This is a genomic window from Mycolicibacterium agri, assembly GCF_002553505.1.
GTDB classification, from domain to species: Bacteria; Actinomycetota; Actinomycetes; order Mycobacteriales; family Mycobacteriaceae; genus Mycobacterium; species Mycobacterium agri.
Genome location: NZ_PDCP01000042.1, coordinates 1 through 19,562, shown reverse-complemented (window position 1 = coordinate 19,562; position 19,562 = coordinate 1). Strand labels below are relative to the sequence as shown.

General features: G+C 63.3%; 16 protein-coding genes and 1 pseudogene. 6 read left to right on the top strand and 11 right to left on the bottom strand.

The window, feature by feature from the left end:
* Window positions 1–13: 13 nt before the first annotated feature.
* Together CQY20_RS36345 and CQY20_RS21225 are read right to left on the bottom strand one after the other, a co-directional pair.
* A pseudogene (locus tag CQY20_RS36345) lies at window positions 14–1,270 on the bottom strand (condensation domain-containing protein); the annotation flags it as partial.
* A gap of 36 nt (window positions 1,271–1,306) precedes the next feature.
* Window positions 1,307–1,537 (bottom strand): MbtH family protein, encoded by a 231-nt coding sequence (locus CQY20_RS21225; RefSeq protein ID WP_097942058.1) that lies wholly within the window; start codon window positions 1,535–1,537, stop codon window positions 1,307–1,309.
* 365 nt (window positions 1,538–1,902) lie between these two features.
* Here CQY20_RS21225 and CQY20_RS34525 point away from each other — a divergent pair, with 365 nt between their 5' ends.
* The gene (locus CQY20_RS34525) at window positions 1,903–2,253 is read left to right on the top strand and encodes a hypothetical protein (RefSeq protein WP_133119095.1); all 351 of its coding nucleotides are present in this window, start codon (window positions 1,903–1,905) and stop codon (window positions 2,251–2,253) included.
* Here the strand turns inward: CQY20_RS34525 and CQY20_RS21220 are convergent.
* Window positions 2,230–2,931, bottom strand: coding sequence for a class I SAM-dependent methyltransferase (locus CQY20_RS21220; protein WP_097942057.1), 702 nt, complete (start codon window positions 2,929–2,931; stop codon window positions 2,230–2,232). The genes CQY20_RS34525 and CQY20_RS21220 overlap by 24 nt on opposite strands.
* Before the next feature lie 429 nt (window positions 2,932–3,360).
* On the opposite strand from CQY20_RS21220, the gene CQY20_RS21215 reads away from it, so the two are divergent.
* Complete coding sequence (locus CQY20_RS21215) at window positions 3,361–4,434, top strand: NAD-dependent epimerase/dehydratase family protein (protein ID WP_097942056.1); 1,074 nt, start codon at window positions 3,361–3,363, stop codon at window positions 4,432–4,434.
* A gap of 6 nt (window positions 4,435–4,440) precedes the next feature.
* On the opposite strand, the gene CQY20_RS21210 is transcribed toward CQY20_RS21215, so the two are convergent.
* Entirely contained in the window at window positions 4,441–5,709 is a 1,269-nt protein-coding gene (locus tag CQY20_RS21210) for a glycosyltransferase (RefSeq protein ID WP_097942055.1), read from the bottom strand.
* Between the two features lie 213 nt (window positions 5,710–5,922).
* On the opposite strand from CQY20_RS21210, the gene CQY20_RS21205 reads away from it, so the two are divergent.
* A complete protein-coding gene (locus tag CQY20_RS21205) occupies window positions 5,923–7,563 on the top strand; it encodes a GMC oxidoreductase (protein WP_097942071.1) in 1,641 nt (546 codons plus the stop codon).
* A gap of 18 nt (window positions 7,564–7,581) precedes the next feature.
* On the opposite strand, the gene CQY20_RS21200 is transcribed toward CQY20_RS21205, so the two are convergent.
* The 3 genes from CQY20_RS21200 to CQY20_RS21190 are packed head-to-tail and all read right to left on the bottom strand — an operon-like array spanning window position 7,582 to window position 10,667.
* The gene (locus CQY20_RS21200) at window positions 7,582–8,580 is read right to left on the bottom strand and encodes a Gfo/Idh/MocA family protein (RefSeq protein WP_234816339.1); all 999 of its coding nucleotides are present in this window, start codon (window positions 8,578–8,580) and stop codon (window positions 7,582–7,584) included.
* Entirely contained in the window at window positions 8,570–9,841 is a 1,272-nt protein-coding gene (locus CQY20_RS21195; RefSeq protein WP_097942054.1) for a glycosyltransferase, read from the bottom strand. Before CQY20_RS21195 ends, CQY20_RS21200 begins: the two co-directional genes overlap by 11 nt.
* A gap of 16 nt (window positions 9,842–9,857) precedes the next feature.
* Window positions 9,858–10,667 carry a TylF/MycF family methyltransferase gene (locus CQY20_RS21190; protein ID WP_097942053.1) on the bottom strand — a complete coding sequence of 270 codons (810 nt, stop codon included), beginning with the start codon at window positions 10,665–10,667 and terminating at the stop codon, window positions 9,858–9,860.
* Between the two features lie 300 nt (window positions 10,668–10,967).
* On the opposite strand from CQY20_RS21190, the gene CQY20_RS21185 reads away from it, so the two are divergent.
* Window positions 10,968–12,509 carry an MFS transporter gene (locus CQY20_RS21185; RefSeq protein WP_097942052.1) on the top strand — a complete coding sequence of 514 codons (1,542 nt, stop codon included), beginning with the start codon at window positions 10,968–10,970 and terminating at the stop codon, window positions 12,507–12,509.
* 27 nt (window positions 12,510–12,536) lie between these two features.
* On the opposite strand, the gene CQY20_RS21180 is transcribed toward CQY20_RS21185, so the two are convergent.
* From CQY20_RS21180 to CQY20_RS21170, 3 genes are all read right to left on the bottom strand, one after another.
* The gene (locus tag CQY20_RS21180; protein WP_133119094.1) at window positions 12,537–13,286 is read right to left on the bottom strand and encodes an O-methyltransferase; all 750 of its coding nucleotides are present in this window, start codon (window positions 13,284–13,286) and stop codon (window positions 12,537–12,539) included.
* A gap of 84 nt (window positions 13,287–13,370) precedes the next feature.
* On the bottom strand, window positions 13,371–14,183 hold the full coding sequence (locus CQY20_RS21175) for a phthiotriol/phenolphthiotriol dimycocerosates methyltransferase (protein ID WP_371870998.1): 813 nt from the start codon (window positions 14,181–14,183) through the stop codon (window positions 13,371–13,373).
* Between the two features lie 95 nt (window positions 14,184–14,278).
* Window positions 14,279–15,187, bottom strand: coding sequence for a sulfotransferase family protein (locus tag CQY20_RS21170; RefSeq protein WP_174814735.1), 909 nt, complete (start codon window positions 15,185–15,187; stop codon window positions 14,279–14,281).
* Window positions 15,188–15,483: 296 nt separating this feature from the next.
* Here CQY20_RS21170 and CQY20_RS21165 point away from each other — a divergent pair, with 296 nt between their 5' ends.
* On the top strand, window positions 15,484–16,932 hold the full coding sequence (locus tag CQY20_RS21165; RefSeq protein WP_165789286.1) for a condensation domain-containing protein: 1,449 nt from the start codon (window positions 15,484–15,486) through the stop codon (window positions 16,930–16,932).
* Window positions 16,933–16,943: 11 nt separating this feature from the next.
* Here the strand turns inward: CQY20_RS21165 and CQY20_RS21160 are convergent, their stop codons facing one another.
* Window positions 16,944–18,212, bottom strand: coding sequence for a glycosyltransferase (locus CQY20_RS21160; protein WP_097942050.1), 1,269 nt, complete (start codon window positions 18,210–18,212; stop codon window positions 16,944–16,946).
* Window positions 18,213–18,714: 502 nt separating this feature from the next.
* Between CQY20_RS21160 and CQY20_RS21155 the strand changes: the two genes are divergently transcribed.
* The gene (locus CQY20_RS21155) at window positions 18,715–19,479 is read left to right on the top strand and encodes an aspartyl/asparaginyl beta-hydroxylase domain-containing protein (RefSeq protein WP_097942049.1); all 765 of its coding nucleotides are present in this window, start codon (window positions 18,715–18,717) and stop codon (window positions 19,477–19,479) included.
* Window positions 19,480–19,562 lie beyond the last annotated feature (83 nt).

Genomic DNA, 19,562 nt, shown 5'->3' with positions numbered 1-19,562 from the left:
CCCTTGCCGGATCGGCGGTCATGGCGGCCAACACCTGTTCCAGCCTCGCCGCCAAACCGGCGACGTCCAGGCTCGAGAACAGTTGGCCGGTGCCCAGGGTGCTCAGGGACAGCTGGTCGCCGGCCCCCGAGAAGAACAGGCCGAAGGTTCCGACGAGCCCGGCGCTGGTCATCGACGCGGAGGCCGGGGCACCGCCGAAGTCCAGCGTGAACGCGGTCGGGAAAAAGTCAACGGCTACGCGATCTGTCGGCTGTCCCGCGCCCGGTGCGCGGCGGCCAGCCGATTGCGCCGGAAACCGTTGGTGCTGCAGGGCTTCCTGGATGCGGGCGTGCACATGGCGGCAGAAGTCCGAGACCGTCGACGTCGGCGAGACCGTCAGCACCAGCGGCACAACGCCGGCGATCATCCCGGGAAGCGTCTTGGTCTCCGGGAGAACCCGCCTGCTCACCGGGAAGTCGAGGACCAGCTCGGAGTCGCTGTTGCTCCATCCGCGCACCAAGAGCGCGCTGGCAGCGGTGAGCAGCGACGACCGAGGCATGTTCCACGCGTCCGCCAGCTCGTCGATGCGGCGGACGACAACCGGATCTATCTGTACCGGCTCGGAAAAACGTTGTGGATCAGTCTGGCTCGCAGACTCAGGAAGGGCCGCCGACTCACGAATCTCGGGTGCATTCGCGTTCCAGTAGGCCTCGTCTTCCCGATAGTCGGCCGACGCCTCGTATTCCAGCTCGCAGTCGACCAGCTCCTTGAGGGAGCCGAAGAACGCCGGCGGGATCGGTTCACCGGAAACCACAGCGGAGTAGACGGCCGCGATACGTTGGCCGACCAACGCGATGGCGAGACCGTCCGCCACGATGTGGTGCAAGCATGCGAACAGGTGGAATTCGTCGTATCCGGTCTGAAAGAGCGCGAAGTTGAACAGCGGACCGCTCATCGGCATCGGCGTCCGCTGAATAGCCGCGGCCATCTCGTGTGCATCCTGCACCGGGTGGCGCGAGCTGCTCAGGTCATGAAAGGTCAGTTCGACGTCTGGGTCGTCGATCACCCGCTGAAAGACTTGACCGTCTTCCTCGAAGCAGCCAACCCGAATGGGCTCGGCCTCCTGCACGACACGGCGGATCGCCCATTCGAGCGCGTCGTGATCGACGGCGCCGTCGATCTTCACGAGCAGACCGACCTGCCACTCGGCCGCGGAGTGGCCAATAGCCTGTGCAAGCCAGATGTCTAGTTGCGCCCGCGTTAGCGGAAAAGCGCCATCATCGGACTTCATCCAGCCCCCCAAACGACTCCCCAGATCCGAAAAGATCTACTGATCGCGGCTTCCTCCCGCAGCCAACCGGTCACGCAAACTCTTGGGCCGAATATCGGTCCAGTTCTGTTCGATGTAATCAAGGCAGGCCGAGCGATCAGCCTCCCCATAAACTACCCGCCAACCGGCGGGAACGTCGGCGAAGGTGGGCCACAAGCTATGCTGCTCCTCCTCGTTGACCAGGACGTAAAAACTGCCGTTGTCGTCATCGAAGGGATTAATGCTCACAGTTCTCCAACCCGTCTCGTCGACATGTATTGAACTAATCTAAAGATACTTGAGCAGGATATGCGAATCCGCGCTTTCGGCAAACCCGAGGAATGAGGACTGGCGTTCTCGCGCTCCTCGACCGGACCCCGCCGGGCCGCCTCGATGATCACCGAATTTGCAGTGTCTACCTGGAGCGATCTGTCCGGCACAGCAACGTAGAGGGCTGCGCTAGGCAAATAAATCTGATCACAATCCCCTTTCCGCAAGCCCCCCGAGCCAACACTCAGACAGCATGATATGCGGAGCCGAACGCGAGCTTATTGACAATTTGTTAACTGATGCCGAATTTCGTCTGACCGCACGCGGCGTTCAAAACTAGTTAATTGACGGTCATGGTCATCAATGCCGCTCTACAGCAAAAAGGTTGTCAGTGCCATGATTGGGCTAATAATTCACGCTTCGCCCGTGACGATGATCATTTAGTTCGTTACCGTACGCAACGTTTTGCTGAATCCGTCTATTGGCGCAATTTATGCAGGAATAGATACGTGACGGCAGAGTTGACGTCTTCACATCTCGTCATCGGCGTCGACGAGCACTGCGCCGGCGCAGTGATCTTTTCCGTGCGCAGCGCGAAGCGGGCTTGCGTGCGCAGCGCACGACGCGGTCACGTCACCGAGGTAACCGAGCAGGCTGGTCGAGCAGGCCCGTCAAGGCGCGATGCGATCCTCTGACGTCAGGAATTGATCAAGGTAGCGCCACGGCTTCAGATTGAGCATGCGCTGGCGATCGGCGGCGAGATCCTTGTACGTCAGCGCCGCGATCTGTTCCGGGGTGTACGACAACGTCGATTCGGGTGTGCCCTTCCGAACCAGCCCGACGCCGAAATCGCACTTCAGCACGGCCACTTTCAGATCACCGCGAGTACTGCGCAACTGGACGATCGCCTTCCAGACATCGCCACTCCAGAGGATGTTCCACCAGCGATGCTGTTGGTAGAAGTCGGCGAATGACTCGGCAGGGTAGGCGATAGAAGCGGTCGCCGGGTTGCAGTCGTGCAGGATGATGACGCCGTCGTCGCGCAGATACCGCAACGTGTTCTCGACGTCGCGCATCACCTGTCCGTAGGTGTGCAGTCCGTCGATCAGGGCGACGTCGACGCCGCGGTCCTCCAAGAAGGCGGATTGCGTATCGAAGAACTCGTCACTGGTCGTTTCGAAGTAGTGCGTGGCGCGCGCATTGGCGTCGGCAAGCCTGCGCGAGCGCTCGGAGAGCCTGAAAGCTGGGTCGACGGCGATCTTTTCGTCCGCGGTGATCTGCCGGAACGCCGCCCCCTTTTTGACGCCGATCTCAAGATAAACAGGCTTGGACCGGCCCTCGAGCGCCCGTTGCACGGCCTTGATCCGCTTCAAGCGACACCTTCCCCTCGTCGGGTCATGCTGTCATCAGCACGCCCTTTTCAAACCCTCCCGAGGAGGCAGCCTATAAAGGAGGCTGGCCGCCCGCAAACGTGCGAACATAAAACACGCCAAATCCCGTGCGATTTCAGCAACCTGAGCCCGGGAGTGCAACCAGTGATCCTGCCGCGCGTTTTCGTTGCAGCGCAACGGTTTAGCAAGCTCTGCTCGGCCTTCCAGTTTCGGCCTGTCCCCACCTCCCCGATCGCCTGCCTGAGAAATATAGCCTAGGCCCTCGCCCTCGACTCGATTTCATCTTTCTCGACGCGCGCCCGGCCGCACCCGAACCTTCGCGGATACGATCGATCAGACCGCGGCCTCGCCAGCGAGTACCGGTCGACGACGTAAGCCGACGATGGGGGGCTAGCGCTCTTGTCAACATCTGTGCTGCTCACTGGTGGCGCGGGATTCATCGGATGTGCGCTCGCCCGTCGTCTCGTGCAGGCCGGCTACGACGTGGCCGTCATGGACGTCCTGCACCCTCAAGTGCATGGCACGAGTCGAGCCGTCGATCTGCCGCCGAGGGTCCGATTGTTCACCGGCGATGTCACGCACGGCCCGGACTGGGACGCAGTCCTACGGTTGTTCCGCCCCGACCAGGTCGTGCATCTGGCGGCCGAGACCGGAACCGCGCAGTCGCTTGCGCAGGCGACACGACACGGTTCGGTCAACGTCGTCGGCACGACTGCGCTTCTGGATGCCTTGAGCCGCTTCGATCTTGTTCCGGAGCAGATCGTGCTGACATCGTCGCGAGCGGTCTACGGCGAGGGCGCGTGGCGAAGCGGCGGACACCATTTCTACCCGCAGCCTCGCAGCCACGCGCAGCTGCTCGCCGGTGTCTGGGATGCCCAGGGCCCGAACGGCGAACCCGCGGAACCGGTTCCGAGCCGCGCAGGAGAAACCGAACCTCGGCCGACGAACATCTACGGTGCGACCAAGCTCGCCCAGGAACACATCATGACTGCCTGGACGGCCGCACACGACACCAATCTCACCACGCTGCGCCTGCAGAACGTGTACGGACCGGGTCAGTCGCTGACCAATTCGTATACCGGCATCGTCGCCCTCTTCGCGCGGTTGGCGCGCGGGCACCAGACGCTGGAGGTTTACGAAGACGGCCGAATAGTACGCGATTTCGTCTATATCGATGACGTGGCCGACGCGCTCTTCGCCGCGATCCAGCGGCGCGCGACGGCCATGCGACTGCTCGACATCGGGTCCGGCTCGGCGACCACGATTCACGAACTAGCCCGCAAGATCGCCGGCCTGTGCGACGCACCCGAACCAATCGTCGTTCCAAAATTTCGCGACGGCGACGTCCGCGCCGCGAGCTGCTCGGTCCAGCCCGCGAGCGAGGTGCTCGGATGGTGCCCGCAGTGGACACTCGACGACGGGCTGAATTCTTTGCTCAAATGGATCGACAGCCAGGACGAGGCGACGCCCTCTCTCAACGATTAGCCGCTGTCAGCGGACACGGCCGACACGGGCCTTCTCTTCAAGAAGAGTGGCCGCAGCCGCAATGCTTTCCGCGGGCTTGGTCATCCGCGTGGCAAATTCACGGGCCCGCGCGACGTAGTCGGGAGCCAGGATCGTTCGCAGGTCCGCGAGCAGCGTTTCGCCCGTTGTGTTCGAAAATCGCCGGGAGGCACCGACCTTCAGTCGTTGGACTTGGGCTCCCCACACCGTCTGGTTGACGTCCATGGAAAGGATCAACGTCGGCACCCCGGCGCGCAGACCGATGGCCGTCGTGCCAGCCCCGCCGTGGTGCACGACCGCGCGACAGTTCGGAAACACGCTCGCGAAGTTGACCGCACGCACCACTTTGACGTCCCCAGGCTGCGGGACGTTGCTGAAATCACTCCAGCCGGCACATACCAACGCCCGTTCGCCCAATTGCGCACAGGTGCCGGCGATCATGGCCAACGTGTCGGCGGGCGATTCCACCGGCATACTGCCGAACCCGAAGAAGAGCGGCGGTGTCCCTCCCCTGATCCACGACGCGACCTCCTCGTCGGCCTCCGTCGGCAACTCCATCGTCAGCGCGCCCACGAAGGGGCGCCGGTGATTCCAACCCGCCCACTCGGCTGCCAATCCGGGGAAGCACGCCTGGTCGTACGCCTGAATCTCGAGCCATCCGCGTTCGGCGATCCGCCGCGATGCCGGCCGGGTTGACTTCGGCAGGCCCAGTTGACGCCGCTGAGTGTCTTCGAGCTTCTTGTCCATCCGCCAAGCCACCCAGTCGTACGTCGCCATTGCGGCGCGGCCCAACGGCTTCGGCAGGAACCGCAGGACCTGACCGTTAGGCCGCACAGGCAGGTAGTGCAGCGTGGCCAACGGTATGTCGTAGAACTCCGCGACATTGACCGCCGGTTGTTCGAAACTCAAGCCGGTGAACAGCAGATCGGCGCCGTCGGCAAGCGACGTCAAGGTTGTGCTGATCTCTTCCCAGCAGCGAACAAGCGGCTCATATAGTTCCGGCCACAACCTTCGCAGTTCGCCGATCTTCCACACATTGCGAAAGACGGAACTCCAGAAGTTGCGATAGGCGTCCAGCCAGGCCTGCGTCTCGAGCCCGTAGGGACTCGTCGCTAGCCCGGCCGACGCCGCGAAGTCGACAAGGTCCGGTGGGACGGCGATGTGAACTTCGTGCCCGCGCAACACCAACTCGCGGCCGATCGCCACCGAAGGCTCGATGTCGCCGCGAGTTCCGTAGCTTGCCAGCACAAACTTCATCGCCGCCTCAGCCTCTCATCTCCCCTGCCCGTCAGCCACCTCGGGTCGGCGGCCATTTATTCCGGCTCTTGACTGCGGGTTCATGGACCCAGCTGCGCGTCGGGCCTGCGCACCGACACGAGCGAGTCATGTTTCACCGCTGCGCACGGGTGGTACTTTCGTGTTCGCCCGAACCCGGGCCGCGTGGTGGGGGTGTCCGCTGAGGAGTTCGATTTGGCTGACGGCGAGATTGATGCTCGCGATGCGGAACGCGTTTTCTGGGACGTGATCGTGGTGGGCACCGGCATGGGCGGCGGCACCCTCGGGTACTCACTCGCCCGGTCGGGGCGGCGCGTGTTGTTCGTGGAGAAGGGACGCTCAACGCTGCCCGGCGCGCCGGGCACCATTCGCGATTCGCTGCCGGAACTCGCCGAGCCACAGGCCGGCCGTTCGCCAGATGCCTACTACGACGCGCTGGCCCGGGCCGGCCGCACGACCGATGAGGTCGAAGATGCCACCGGACGCTTCCCGCGGCGGTTCGTGCCGTTCCTCGGCAGCGGCACGGGCGGATCCTCGGCCATCTACGGCATGGCGTGCGAGCGCTTCTTCGTCCGCGATTTCACTCCCCGCCAGGACTTCCGCGACCCGGGCGAATCCACCGTGCCCGAGGCCTGGCCGATCACCTACGACGATCTGCGCCCGTGGTACGCCGAGGCCGAGAAACTGCTGAGGGTACGCGGTGAGCCCGACCCCCTGCGGCCGGAGACCGCCGACCTCGATCTGCCTGCGCCACCGCCGTTTTCACCGGCCAACCAGCTTCTGGCCGACTATCTGACGGGCCGCGGATTACATCCCTACCACCTTCCGATGGCCTGCGACTACTCCGATGACTGCTCGACGTGTCACAGCCATCTCTGCAACCGCGCGTGCAAGAACGATGCCAGCCGAAACTGTGTGCTGCCTGCAGTGACCGAGCATGGCGCCCGACTGCTGCCGCAATGTCGCGTGGTGCGGATGGACGCAGACGACACGCAGGTGCGGCGAGTCATCTGTCAAGATCGCTCCGGCACAGTGGCCTTGAGGGCGAAGCTGGTGGTGCTCGCCGCAGGTGCTCTCATAAGCCCTGTGCTGCTCCTCAATTCGCGATCCGGAGACTGGCCGGGCGGTCTGGCCAACGGTTCGGACCTGGTCGGCCGCAACATGATGCGTCATCTCATCGACCTGATCGAGATATGGCCCGAACCCGGATGCAAGATCACAGGCGCCAACAAAGAAATCGGCCTGAACGACTTCTATTTCTGGGAGGGACAGAAGTACGGCACCGTCCAGTCCTTCGGCTCCATGCCACCGATGGAGATGTTGACGAACCGACCGGGTTGGCGACCGAAGGCGTTGCGGCTTGTCCATCCTGCCGCGCGGCGCATCTACGAGCGGTACTTCAATGGCGGGCTGGTTCTGGCGCCGCTGATGGAAGACCTGCCGTATCTGGACAACCGCGTGTTGCCCAGTGCGCACCCGAGCTCGAACGGTCGCCAACGTCTGAGGATCCAGTATCGCCTCCATAAGAGCGAGATCGAGCGCCGCGCAACGTTTTCGCGCCAGCTGAAGGAACTGTTCAAGCCGTTTCGCACCGTCATCCTGCGAGGCGCAGAGGACAACGAGGCGCTAGCCCACGTCTGCGGCACGTGCCGATTCGGCACCGATCCCAAGTCGAGTGTGCTGAACCCGCAGAACCGCGCCCACGAAGTCGACAACCTCTACGTGGTCGACAGCTCGTTCTTCCCGTCCAGCACCGGGGTGAATCCCAGCCTGACGGTCGCCGCCAACGCGTTGCGGGTGGCCGACCACATCAACCAGGTTCATTTCGCCAGCTGATCCGAGAAGCCGTGCCGGTCAGGCCGGCTCGCGCAGCAGCAGACCGGCAGCGCGATAGATCGAGTCGATGACTCGCATGTTCTCGGTTGCGGCCGCCGGTGTCGTCTTCACCGGTTCGCCGTGAAGCACCGCGGCGGCGAACGCGTCCAGCTGATAGGCGTAGGAGGAGCCTCGGGGGAAGTTCTCGATCCGGTTGCCTTCGCTGGATCGCACCGACAGCCGGCGAAACGGCGCCGCGAGGGGATTGCGCACACGCAGGCGCACCTCGCCGCGTTCACCCACTATCGTGGCGCTCAACTGAAACAGATCGGTCGACCACATCGAGCAGCGGATGCGGCCGGTATGTCCGGCCTCGAAGCGCAGTTCGGCGGTCATGGCTCGGTCGACCTGGTCGTCGCGCAATTTCGCTTGTGCCGAAACGACTTCGGGAGTCGAACCGCCGAAGCTGCGGACCATATCCACCGCGTAGCATCCGACATCCATTGTCGCGCCCCCGGCAAGGGAATAGTCATAGCGGATGTCGGAGAACTTCGGCAGCGGATAGCAGAATGCGGATTCCACTCGCGTGAGCCTGCCCAGTTCGCCCGAGGCGAGGATCTCCTCGATCCGCAGGAACAGCGGGTGGTACCGGTAATGAAACGCCTCCATCACCACGCGGTCTGACGTCGCGGCCATCGCGGAGATCTCACTGGCTTCGGCGGCGTTGGCTGTGAACGGCTTCTCGCACAACACATGCTTCCCCGCGGCCATCGCGGCTCGAGTCCATCTGCCGTGCAACGCGTTCGGCAGCGGATTGTAGATGGCATCAACCTCTGGATCAGCGATCAACGCCTCGTAGCTGTCGTGTGCTCTTGGGATGCCGTGTTTCGCGGCGAAGGCTCGCGCATCGTTCACGTCGCGCGCCGCGACCGCAGCCACCACAACGTCGGCGCTGTCGCGCGCGGGTTTGATCAGCGCCAAGGGGGCGATCCTGGCGGCGCCGAGGATGCCGATCCGCACGGGGGTTTCAGCCGACACGGTGCACTTGGGCGAACTTTTCCACCAGGTCGGCCGCGTTGGCAGCGCTCTCAGCGGGCTTTGTCATCCGGCCGGCGAACTCGCGTGCTCGCGCGACGTAATCCGGGGCGAGGATGGTGCGCAGGTCGGCAACCAGTGATTCCTGGGTCGTGGTTGACAGACGCCGGGTGGTGCCCACATTCAGCTGCTTGACCTGCGCTCCCCAGAGCGTTTGATCGAGCCATGTCGAAAGGATCAACGTGGGCACTCCGGCACGCAGGCCCGCGGCCGTCGTGCCGGTGCCACCGTGGTGCACCACCGCGCGGCATGCGGGAAAGACCGCTGCGAAATTCAGCGAGCCCACCACCTTGACGCGGTCGAAGTCACGGTGCTCATCCCCGAAATCGGTTGCGGCCGAGCAGATCAGCGCCCGCTCGCCCAACTGCGTGCACGCGTCGGCGATCATGGCCAACGTGTCGACTGGCGATTCGACCGGCATGCTGCCGAAACCGAAGAAGATCGGCGGCGTCCCCGCGGCAATCCAAGACAAGACCTCCTCGTCGGCCTCCGCCGGCGCTTCCACGGTCAGCGCACCGACCATGGGTCGTTCGGCATCCGACGCCGCGAGTTTGGCTTCCAGCGCGGGAAAGAGAGCCGCATCATAGGCCTGTATCTCCAGCGAGCCGTGTTCGGAAACCCGCCTAACGGACGGACTCGTCGTCTTCGGCAGGCCGAGTTCACTGCGCTGTCTGTCCCAGAATGTCTTCTCCAACCGTTCGCCCAGCCACTTCGAGAAACTCGTCGCGGCGCGAATCAACGGCGAGGACTGCGTGGATACCAACTCCTCGTGCGCGCGCAGCGGGGAGGTGTGCAGTGTCGCCAGCGGAATGTTGTAGTACTCAGCGACATTGGCGACGGGCTGGTCGAAACCGGCGTCAGCGACCACCAGATCGGCCTCGTCGGCCAGCGATAGCAGCGTCGCGTTGGCCTCCTCCCAGAACTGGCCGTACATCCGCCAGTTCTCGCGCCCCAACCGGATCAAATCGGGGATACGCCAGAAGCTTCGGAAGATCAGCATCATGAAGTCGCGGTGCAGATCCTGCCACTTCCCCGCATCCGGTCCAAACGAAACCGCGGCGAATCCATGCGATTCGGCGAAGTCGACCAGGTTGGGTGAGACGGCCATTTTGACGTCGTGGCCGCGGCGCACAAGTTCACGGCCGACGGCGACACCGGGCTCGACATCTCCACGGCTCCCGTAGAAGGACAGCAGAAACTTCATCGCAGAAATCCGGTCGCTACTTGCGCCACAGCGCGCCGGTTCCGTCGATGTCGTTGATCTCCGCGGTGATGTCGTGCTCGGCGCGGTAGTCCGCGACGGCTTGCCGGCAGGCCGGGATCGAGTAGTCATCGATGATGCAGAAGCCCCCTGGCGACAGCCGGGGATAGAGCGCATTGAGTGCTTGGATCGTGGACTCGTAGAGGTCGCCGTCGAGCCGCAACACCGCGATGCGATCAATCGGCGCGTTCGGCAGGGTGTCCTTGAACCAGCCCGGAAGGAAGCGAACCTGCTCGTCAAGCAGCCCGTACCGCTCGAAATTCGCCCGGACTTCGGATTCGGGCACCCCGAGAATCCCCGTGAACAGATCGAGCCGAAGTCCCTTGTCCGCCTTGTAATTCTCGGCGTCGGGGCGCGGCAAGCCGGCAAATGAATCAGCGAGCCACACGCAACGCGTTTCCTCGCCGTACGCTGCGAGCACGGCGCGCATCAAGATGCACGCGCCCCCGCGCCATACCCCGCATTCGACGAGATCACCCGGAATGTCCTCCTTCAGCACCGTTTCCACACAATGCTGCAGGCTGGTGAGCCTCTGCATGCCGATCATCGTCTCGGCTTCGGCCGGCCAGTCCAGGCCCAGGTCGCGCTTGTCCTTGCTGAGCGGGCTTCTGCCGTTGAGCATGGGCATGACGGCGTTGGCCGTCTTCAGCAAAAGACGCCGACGTAACGGCCACTGCGAAGGCAGCCGCTCGTGCATCCCGTATCTGGTGAGATTGCGTCGGATCAGGTCAAGGTAGAGGGATCGCACGTCGCGATCGGTCACCGTCAAATTGTCCTCTTTTCCATGCCGGGGCTGCCGGCGATGAGTTTAGACTTTCCAGCAAGGCGTGTCCTGCGGCTGCGTAACTAGCGCCGACCCGAACATTGTCGGACTTTGTCGTTGCGCAGCTGATAACGTCCGCGGCGACAGGAATGGCATTCTCAATGGCATCCACGGAGCACGGTTGCTGGCGATACATTCGACAATTTGCTACAAGCGCGGCTATCGGCGGCACCAGTGCGTATCGCCAGGGGCGGCTAGCAACATTTTGAGTTGCTATAGCATTGCAGGCTTAGCCGCTTCTCAGAAATGGAGAGCATGACAGAGCGCGCCGATCAAGCGACCGAGACGCCGGTCGAGCCAGCCCCGCCGCACCACACGAAGAAGCCCTCACTCAAGCGGCGTCCGCCTCGCTGGTTCGTCGCCGCGGTCACGGCGATCGGCAGCATCCAGCTGCTGACCATGATGGACGGCACCATCGCAATCATTGCGCTGCCCAAGATCCAGGATGACCTGGGCCTCAACGACAGCGGGCGGTATTGGGTGATCACCGCATACATCTTGGCGTTCGGCGGGCTCATGCTGCTCGGCGGTCGCGTGGGTGACACGTTCGGGCGCAAGCGCTCATTCATGCTCGGGGTCGCGCTGTTCACCCTGGCGTCAGCCCTGTGCGGCTTTGCGTGGAATGGCGGCGCGCTGGTGTCGGCCCGGCTCATGCAAGGCGTCGCGGCGGCGGTCATCGCACCCACCTCCGTGGCACTGGTGGCAACCACGTTCCCGAAGGGGCCTTGGCGCAACGCGGCCGTGGCGGTGTTCTCGGCGATGACCGGTATCGGCTCCGTGCTGGGTCTGGTGCTCGGCGGGGCGCTTACCGAGATGTCGTGGCGACTGGCGTTCCTGGTGAACGTGCCGCTCGGAGTCCTGGCCTTCTGCCTGGCGGGCGCGGCGCTGCGGGAAACACAGAAGGAGCGGATGAAGCTCGATGTCACCGGGGCTGTGCTGGCGACGCTGGTCTGCACCGCAACGGTGTTCGGTCTTTCCAGGGGGCCCGAGGACGGCTGGTTGGCGCCGATACCTGTCGGATCCGGCGTGATCGGGCTGTCGGCGTTGATCGCCTTCATCCTGGTGGAGCGCACAGCGGCGAACCCCATTGTCCCCTTCAACCTGTTCCGCGACCGCAACCGTCTGGCCTTGTTCGCGGCGCTGTTCCTCGGCGGCGGGGTGATGTTCACGCTGATGGTGCTCGTGGCCCTCTACGTACAGAGCGTCATGGGCTACAGCGCGATGCGTGCAAGCGTCGCCTTCCTGCCGTTCGCCGTCGCCGTGGCCATCGGTGCGGCCGCATCCGCGCGGCTTGTGCGATTCTTCTCGCCGCGCGTGGTGTTGATCGGCGGCGGCAGCCTGATGCTGTGTGCCATGCTCTACGGCTCGACACTGACGCGCGGCGCCTCGTACTTCCCGAACCTGGTGCTGCCGCTCGTCGTCGCCGCGCTCGGTATCGGCGTGGTGAATGTGCCGCTGCGGTTATCGCTGATCGCCAGCGTCGGCCTGGACAGAATCGGCCCGACCTCCGCCATCGCGCTCATGCTGCAGAGCTTGGGCGGGCCGATGGTGCTGGCGGTCGTGCAAGTCGCGATCACGTCACGCACGCTCGCCATGGGCGGCACCACCGGGCCGGTGAAGTCCATGAACGAAGCCCAGTTGAACGCGTTGGACCATGGGATCACCTACGGTCTTCTGTGGCTGGCCGGCGCGGTGATCCTGGTCGGTGGTGTTGTCCTGTTCATCAACTACACCGCGCAGCAGGTGGCACACGCGAGTCAAGCCAAAGCTGCCAGCGACGCCGGCTGATCACCGCTTAAGGGGTCGTCTGCCGGCTCAGGACGTCCGCAGGCTCTCCAGATCGTTGAGGCGGTCTCGGGTGTCGGCATCATTGCAGAGGACAACGCAACCACGCTTGGCACCCGTTTCCTGGCTGGCCGGTAAAGCGGGATAAAACCTGAACATATCGGCGCGCCCGATGGCATCGAGATATTCGGCGTTGAGCACGGCGCCCGGACCGTAGTCGTCGTATTCGTATGAGTCGCCGGGGACCGCGAAGTCGTCGATCATGACCACCGACCGTTGCCACGATCCGAAAATCGTGTCGATTTCTTCCGCCAACGGCAGGTCCGAATACCAATGGGCGTCGAGGTAAAAGAAAACACCGTCCTTGGGCACCGCCGGGTCGTTTGCCAACCGCCGCAGAAACGCGCGACTGTCGGCCAGTTCGACATGTACCCGGTCACGCATCGGACGGAACCGCATTTCCGCGAAAGCGTGATAACGCGGCTTCACTTCGGCCGTATATACCGGGACGCCGAGCTCGGCGAAAAACACCGTGGTGTTGCCCACAAAAGTACCCGTCTCCACGACGGCCGAGGGCGGCAATTTCGCGAAGATCTGCCGGCATATCTGCAGTCGGCCGACCTGACCGTTCAGTGGGTCGTCCCAATCGTCGCGCGCCGACCTGATCTTGTATTCGAGCTGGCCAAGGACTCCGGGACCGGAGCTATTGACGAAGAAAACCAAGGAGTCTATCGACTTCTTTATACGAGATTTGAATGAGCTCAAGGGCTTGACGGTCACACGGACCAGCTTAATGTGATGCAAGAGTTCCTATCGGCACTCGCTCGTTTTGAATGGTACGCATGACTTAGCAAGTCACAGCAATTAATTGCCAGCTGCTGTATTGGCAAAGCAGTACACGCGATACGAAAATTCTCCGTTTTGCAGAGAGCGGTAGATTTTCGAGCCTTCCACGAACTGGCAGGTCGCGCGCATCACATTGAACTTGTGCCGACCCAGCAGCTCCTGCCAACGCTGCGAATTTCGCTCGATCCCGCGCACGACTTGAGGGCTGATGTCTTCGTGCGAGATGAGCTGCATCGGCGCGTCGGCAAGCGCCGCCTCCCAGTCGCCCACATGCGGTGCGAAGCGGCCGTCGGTGTATAGGAAGTGCCCGCCCGGGCGCAGGACCCGCGCCACTTCGGCAAGGAACCGGCGGAAGTCCGGATAGTGGATCGACGATTCGACATTGATCACGGCGTCGAAGGTCTGGTCTGGAAAGGGCAGGTTCTGTGCGTCGCCCACCACGAACTCGAGGCCGAGCAGGCGGTGGCGTCGGCGACAGAAGTCGATCCCGTTGGGATTGAGATCCAGTCCCGTGTACCGGGCCGGGCGCAAAGCGCGAGTGAGATACGAGGCGCCGCCGCCGTGGCCGCAGCCGACCTCGAGCACATCTTTGTCGGCCAGCCCGCCGGCCTGGGTCGCGGTGCGGTGATAAAGCTGAATGGGGAACCGGTCAGGTTCGTCGGCGGCGTCCAGCTCCAACGCCATGGGTGGGTCTTCCTCGTAGCCATAGTTGAGAAAGACGACGTCGTCGTTGCCGAATCGGCGAGTAATGACGCGATAGCTGTGCTTTTGCGTCTTGTAACCGATATTCCAGATGAGCGGGTGATAGCTCAAACGTTCAAGCAGTTTCACTGAAGGCCCTCCCCGCCTCAAGTGACAGACCAATTCGATGAAGTCCTAAGACGTCATCGAAAAGTCCCCCTATACCCCGGGTTTGTACGGGCAGTCTAAGCCCATGTACCGTCCCGACGGTGGGTCATTGCCCTAAGCCCGTAAAACAATTTGGAGAAGGACGGCCGGAATACGCGGTGAATTTTTCGCAGGCGTTGAAAATCTTGAAACGCCGTTCGGAACGTTTGCTCGCTGCTCTCATAGGACTCGTACACGCGGTCCAGCGCGCCCTGATCCCACGCGTCGTCCCTGGCGGCCGCTTGTAGCTGTTGGTAGACCGTCGCAAACCAGTCCGTGCCGAACGGCTCTTCGATCGGCCCGGAGTGCCGCTGGTTGTGGAGGTCCGGGGACAGAAACTCATCGATCGCGCTCTCGTCACGGGCGTTGAGATCGACATCAAGTGCCGCGGAAACACGCGCTACTTCTCGGCGCCAGTCGTCGAGCAGATTGGCGTAGTCGACCACCACACGCGGCAGGGATCGCGTGTTTCTCTCAGCCACCAGCGTGAATTTCAGCCACAGAGCGCTCGACAATTCCGAAGAGACTCCACCGGGAGCCGTCAGCGACGCGACGACCTCATGCGGGTGACGCAGCGCGATCACGGTCGCGACGTCGAACCCCGCCGAACGCGCGGCTTCGAACCACAGGCCGGTCAGCACCGTGATTTTCGGGTCCTTGAGCACCACGAGCGGCGCTGAAGGCAGTGTGGAGAAGAACTCGCGGATCTCGGCGATGCATGCGGCACGCTCTTTGGCGTCGAACGCATCCTTCGCCTCCAGGCGCAGCGTCGGGTCGTACCACCCACCGCCGTTGCGGTGCAAGATCTTGTCGTTGAGATTCACCGCGGCGCGCGACTCCCAATGACCGGTGGGATTCCCCCGCATCGCGCCCAACATCCCCTCCGGCAGGGCGGCGCCGCACAGCGAAAGAACCCGGGTGATAGCCGAAGTTCCGGACCGGCCCATGCCCAATACGAACAGAATCACTGGGCGCGACGCACTTCCGCTTCCTCCGGCGGCGGTCACGAGCACCACTCCGCGGCCGCAGTCACCGCGAAAGGTGATCTTGTGGCGCGCTGTCCGCCTGTGGGTCGGCTGTTGCTCATGGTCGCAGAATATACGTGGCGCGGTCCGCGTGGCGTAGCGCTACTGCGGTTGTCGGTTCCCGCTGCGTCGGCGCCTTCCTCCGTTGCGCTGTTGGCCCGCAGCAAAGCCCCGTGCGCCGGTGTACGCTCCATGAGGCATTTCGGGCGAATCAATCAATGTGGTCGGAGGCGTGTCACGTGGCAGTCCGTACACGGTCTGCAGGTGCATCCGATGACGCCCGCGTCTCGAATCGCGTTGCGCGGCCCGACAATCGGCTGGCTCTACTGGATCAGAGTTTTTTTACGTGGCAGCAAGCCACCGGTGAGAAGGTCGCCATCCAGATCGTGTGGGTGTACGAACACGAAGTCGACTTCGATGGTCTGAGCCGTTTTCACCGCAATCTCGGCCACGGACTGCTGGGACGGCGGATTGAACGTTCGCCGCTGCCGTTCGCCCGGCATCGGTGGGTCGCCGATCAGGCGCCGCCGAACATCGATATCGCCGAATGCCCCCGGCCACGCTCTGAGCTCAGCGACTGGGCCGACGAACGCTCACAGCTGCCGACCGATCCTGAGTGGGGACCCGGCTGGCACCTCGGCGTTCAACCTCTCGAGGACGGCGCGACGGCCATCAGTCTTGTGGTCTCTCACTGCCTGGTGGACGGCCTCGGCCTCGCGGTCGTCATCCTCGACGCGATCATGGGAAAAGCGCGCAATCTGGGTCTCCCACCGCCGCATTCACGCACACCAGTGCGCGCGGTCGTGCACGATGTCAGGGAAACCGCGCAGGACACGCCTCACATCATCGAGGCGTTCGTAGCGGGATCGAAGCTGGCGGGCCGTCGTTGGCGTGATCGGAACCGACCCGGCAGAACCGACGCTGTTCGATCACTGGCCCGACCGGCCCTCCCCCTTCCTGGCGGCGACGCGGACGAGGTCATCGTCGTACCCGGCATCACCATCTATACCGATGTCGATGAGTGGGACGCCCGCGCGAAGGCGCTTGGCGGAACCAGCAACACGCTGCTGGCCGGGTTGGCCGCCAAACTCGCCGAGCGTATGGGGCGCAGACGCGCCACGGACGGCGCCGTCACCTTGCAACTTCCGATCAGCGAACGCGGCGAGGACGACACGCGTGCGAACGCGATGTCGATCGCGCGCGTCAGCATCGATCCGTCCACCGTGACGAATGATCTGCGTGTTGCCCGCGACGCGATCAAACGCGCGTTGGCCACGAAGGCGCAAACGCCGGATGAGGTCCGAAAGCTCCTGTGGCTCATGCCGTTCAGGTCGAGGCGGTCGATGGAGCGTGCGGCCGAAGCGGCCCTCGCCGACCCCGACTGTCCGGTCTATTGCTCCTACCTCGGCGACCTCACCTCTCTGTTGTGCCGCATCGACGGCACCGACGCCGAATACATCACCGCGCGGGCGACCTGGCACCACGCAACGCGGCAGTGGCTAGAGCGAACAGGCGGCGTGATGAGGTTGCAGTCCGGGCGCATCAACGGCCGGATCACCGTTACCGTCGTCGCCTATCAGCCCGGCGGGGAGAACACGAAGCCGGCTTTGCGTGAGCTCGCGGGCCAGGCGCTGGCCGATTTCGGCTTGACCGGAGACATCGACTGACTGCGACCAACTCAGCCGACACGCCCCAAACGAGCGAAGTTCTCCATCAGGTCAGCGGCGGTGGCAACACTGTCGGAAGGCTTGGTCATCCTGGGGGCAACCTGGCGGGCCCGCGCGGCGTATTCCGGAGCGAGGATGGTGCGCAGGTCGGCGACCAACGACTCCTTGGTAGTGGTCGAAAAGCGCCGCGCAGTACCCACTTTCAGGCGCTTGAGTTGCCTGCCCCAGAGCGACTGCTCGGGCCATGTCCACAGCACCAGTGTGGGGACCCCTGCGCGCAGGCCCGCGGCGGTGGTACCTGCGCCCCCGTGATGTACGACAGCGCGACAGGCCGGAAAGACCGTCGCAAAGTTCACCGCAGTGACCACCTTGACGTTCTCCATGTGAGGGACGACGCTGAAATCGCTCGAGCCGGCCACAACCAATGCGCGCTCCCCCAATTCGGCGCAGGCCGCTGCGATCATCGCGATCGTGTCGGCCGCCGAACCGACCGCCATGCTTCCGAAGCCGAAGTAAATGGGGGGCGAGCCAGCGGCAATCCATGACGAGACGTCCTCGTCGGCATCGACTGCCAACTCCAGCGTCAGGGCGCCGACAAATGGGCGTCGATCGGCGAACTGCGCCCATTCGGCTGCCAGTCCGGGGACGAAAACCTCGTCGTAGGCTTGGATTTCCAGCGATCCCCGGTCGGCGATCCGTTGTGGCGGGGGCTTCGTCGACGCCGACAACCCCAGATCACTGCGCTGCGCATCGTCGACCTTTTTCGCCATCCGCCAGAGAAACCAGTCGCCCAGCTCGCTGACGAAACGAGCCAACGGTGCCGGCAGGAACGGCATGAACTGTCCGTTGGCGCGGGTGGGGTTGTAATGCAGCGTCGCCAGCGGAATGTCGTAGTGTTCCGCGACATTCGCCGCGGGGCCCTCGAAAACCACACCGGTGAACAGCAGATCGGCACCGTCCGCCAACGGTTTGAGTGTGGCGCTGAGCTCTTCCCAGCACTGGTTGACAGGGGCCCAGAGTTCGCGCCATGTGTTGACCAGGCCGCGAACCTTCCAGAAATTCTTGAAAAGGCGCGTCCAGAAGTCTCGATGGACGTCCATCCACGCTCGCGCATCCGGCCCGTAGGCGACCGCGGTGAGGCCGACCGATTCGGCGAACCCGACCAGGTCAGGCGGGACCGCGACGCGAACGTCATGCCCCCGCGCCAACAGCTCGCGGCCGAGAGCGACACAAGGCTCGATATCGCCACGACTGCCGTAGCTCGCCAGCACAAACTTCATCGCCGAGATCCTAGCCTTTCAATTCTGGTGCGCGTCCGGTGAAATGCGGCGACTCGTTGGCCTCGGACCGCCAGGCGCACACCGGATCACCACGATCCAGTCAGAACGAAAAAGCGCGATCGATTGCGGTTTCGGAACATATATTGAGCTTTGCTGTAGTTGCCTAATGCTTCTCTTGTTGGTGATGCTGAGCTTGCTCAACTGCGATTCTTCTTACGCGGGTAGTGTTTCAGCGAATGACCATGGTCGTCTGAGGTGTGGCCCCCGACGCAAGATGGCCGACCCTGCAGTGCTAATCGCGATCCCCGGGATATGTCGGTGCTTCCGCGAGATGCATCAAGCGATCGCGTTGCGCTGTACCTTGTGTGTGACTGAAATTCTTGAGAGAGACGCTCGATTGCGGGAACACAGTTTCGAGGAGACGGTGCTGCATGGACAGGCTTCGCGCATTGCGCACCAACGCGCCCGATAATAAACTTCGGCGTCTGGTGAAGGGGGGAGTATGAACGAGGCGCCTGGGCTCGTCGCGCGCACATTCGGACGCCTGGCGATGGCGTTTTTCGGTTGGCTCTACCGCCTCTACAGCCGTGCCTCGCTGCTCGGCGACCGTGAATTCTTTGATGTCACCGACTTTCCGTGGGTGCCAGCGGTCGAGGCTGACTGGAAAAAAGTCCGCGCCGAGCTGGACGCGCTGCTGCCCTACGCGGCGGACATGCCGAACTTCCAAGACATTTCAAAGGAGCAGAAGGCTCTCTCCCAAGACGATGGCTGGAAGACCTTCTTCTTCTACGCCTACGGGATCAGGGCGAAAGCAAATTGCCGCCGCTGCCCGGAAACGGCCAAGCTGCTCAAGACCATCCCGGGAATGAAAACCGCGTTTTTCTCCGTTTTCGCCCCCGGCAAGGAATTGCCGCCCCACCGCGGCCCGTACAAAGGTGTACTCCGCCTTCATCTCGCGCTGCTCGTTCCCGAGCCCGCCGACCAATGCGGCATAAGGGTCGGGTCGCAAACGCGCCATTGGGAAGAGGGCCGGGTGATGATTTTCGACGACACCTTCGAGCACGAAGCCTGGAACCGCACGGACGGGGTTCGGGTGGTGCTCTTCGTCGACATGATGCGCCCCATGCGGTTCCCCGCGAACGTGCTGAACCAGATGGCCACTTGGCTCATCGCCCTTTCGCCCTTCGTGCTCGGCAACCTCGGCAGCTACTCCCGCTGGGAGAAGCGGTTCGAGGCCGCCGTCAATCAGAAGGCGGCGGCGAACTAGCAATCTCTTGCCGGTTAGGTGTCTTGGCGGGGGAGTTGGTTGGTGCGGTAGAGGTCGATGCAGGTGTTGCGGCGGACTTTGCC

What these genes read in the sequence shown, in the direction of transcription:
- CQY20_RS21185 (WP_097942052.1), top strand. Translation starts at nt 10,968, where the DNA reads ATGGAGAGCATGACAGAGCGCGCCGATCAAGCGACCGAGACGCCGGTC.
- CQY20_RS21195 (WP_097942054.1), bottom strand. Translation starts at nt 9,841, where the DNA reads ATGAAGTTTCTGCTGTCCTTCTACGGGAGCCGTGGAGATGTCGAGCCC.
- CQY20_RS21160 (WP_097942050.1), bottom strand. Translation starts at nt 18,212, where the DNA reads ATGAAGTTTGTGCTGGCGAGCTACGGCAGTCGTGGCGATATCGAGCCT.
- CQY20_RS21170 (WP_174814735.1), bottom strand. Translation starts at nt 15,187, where the DNA reads ATGGGCCGGTCCGGAACTTCGGCTATCACCCGGGTTCTTTCGCTGTGC.
- CQY20_RS21155 (WP_097942049.1), top strand. Translation starts at nt 18,715, where the DNA reads ATGAACGAGGCGCCTGGGCTCGTCGCGCGCACATTCGGACGCCTGGCG.
- CQY20_RS21165 (WP_165789286.1), top strand. Translation starts at nt 15,484, where the DNA reads ATGTGGTCGGAGGCGTGTCACGTGGCAGTCCGTACACGGTCTGCAGGT.
- CQY20_RS21210 (WP_097942055.1), bottom strand. Translation starts at nt 5,709, where the DNA reads ATGAAGTTTGTGCTGGCAAGCTACGGAACTCGCGGCGACATCGAGCCT.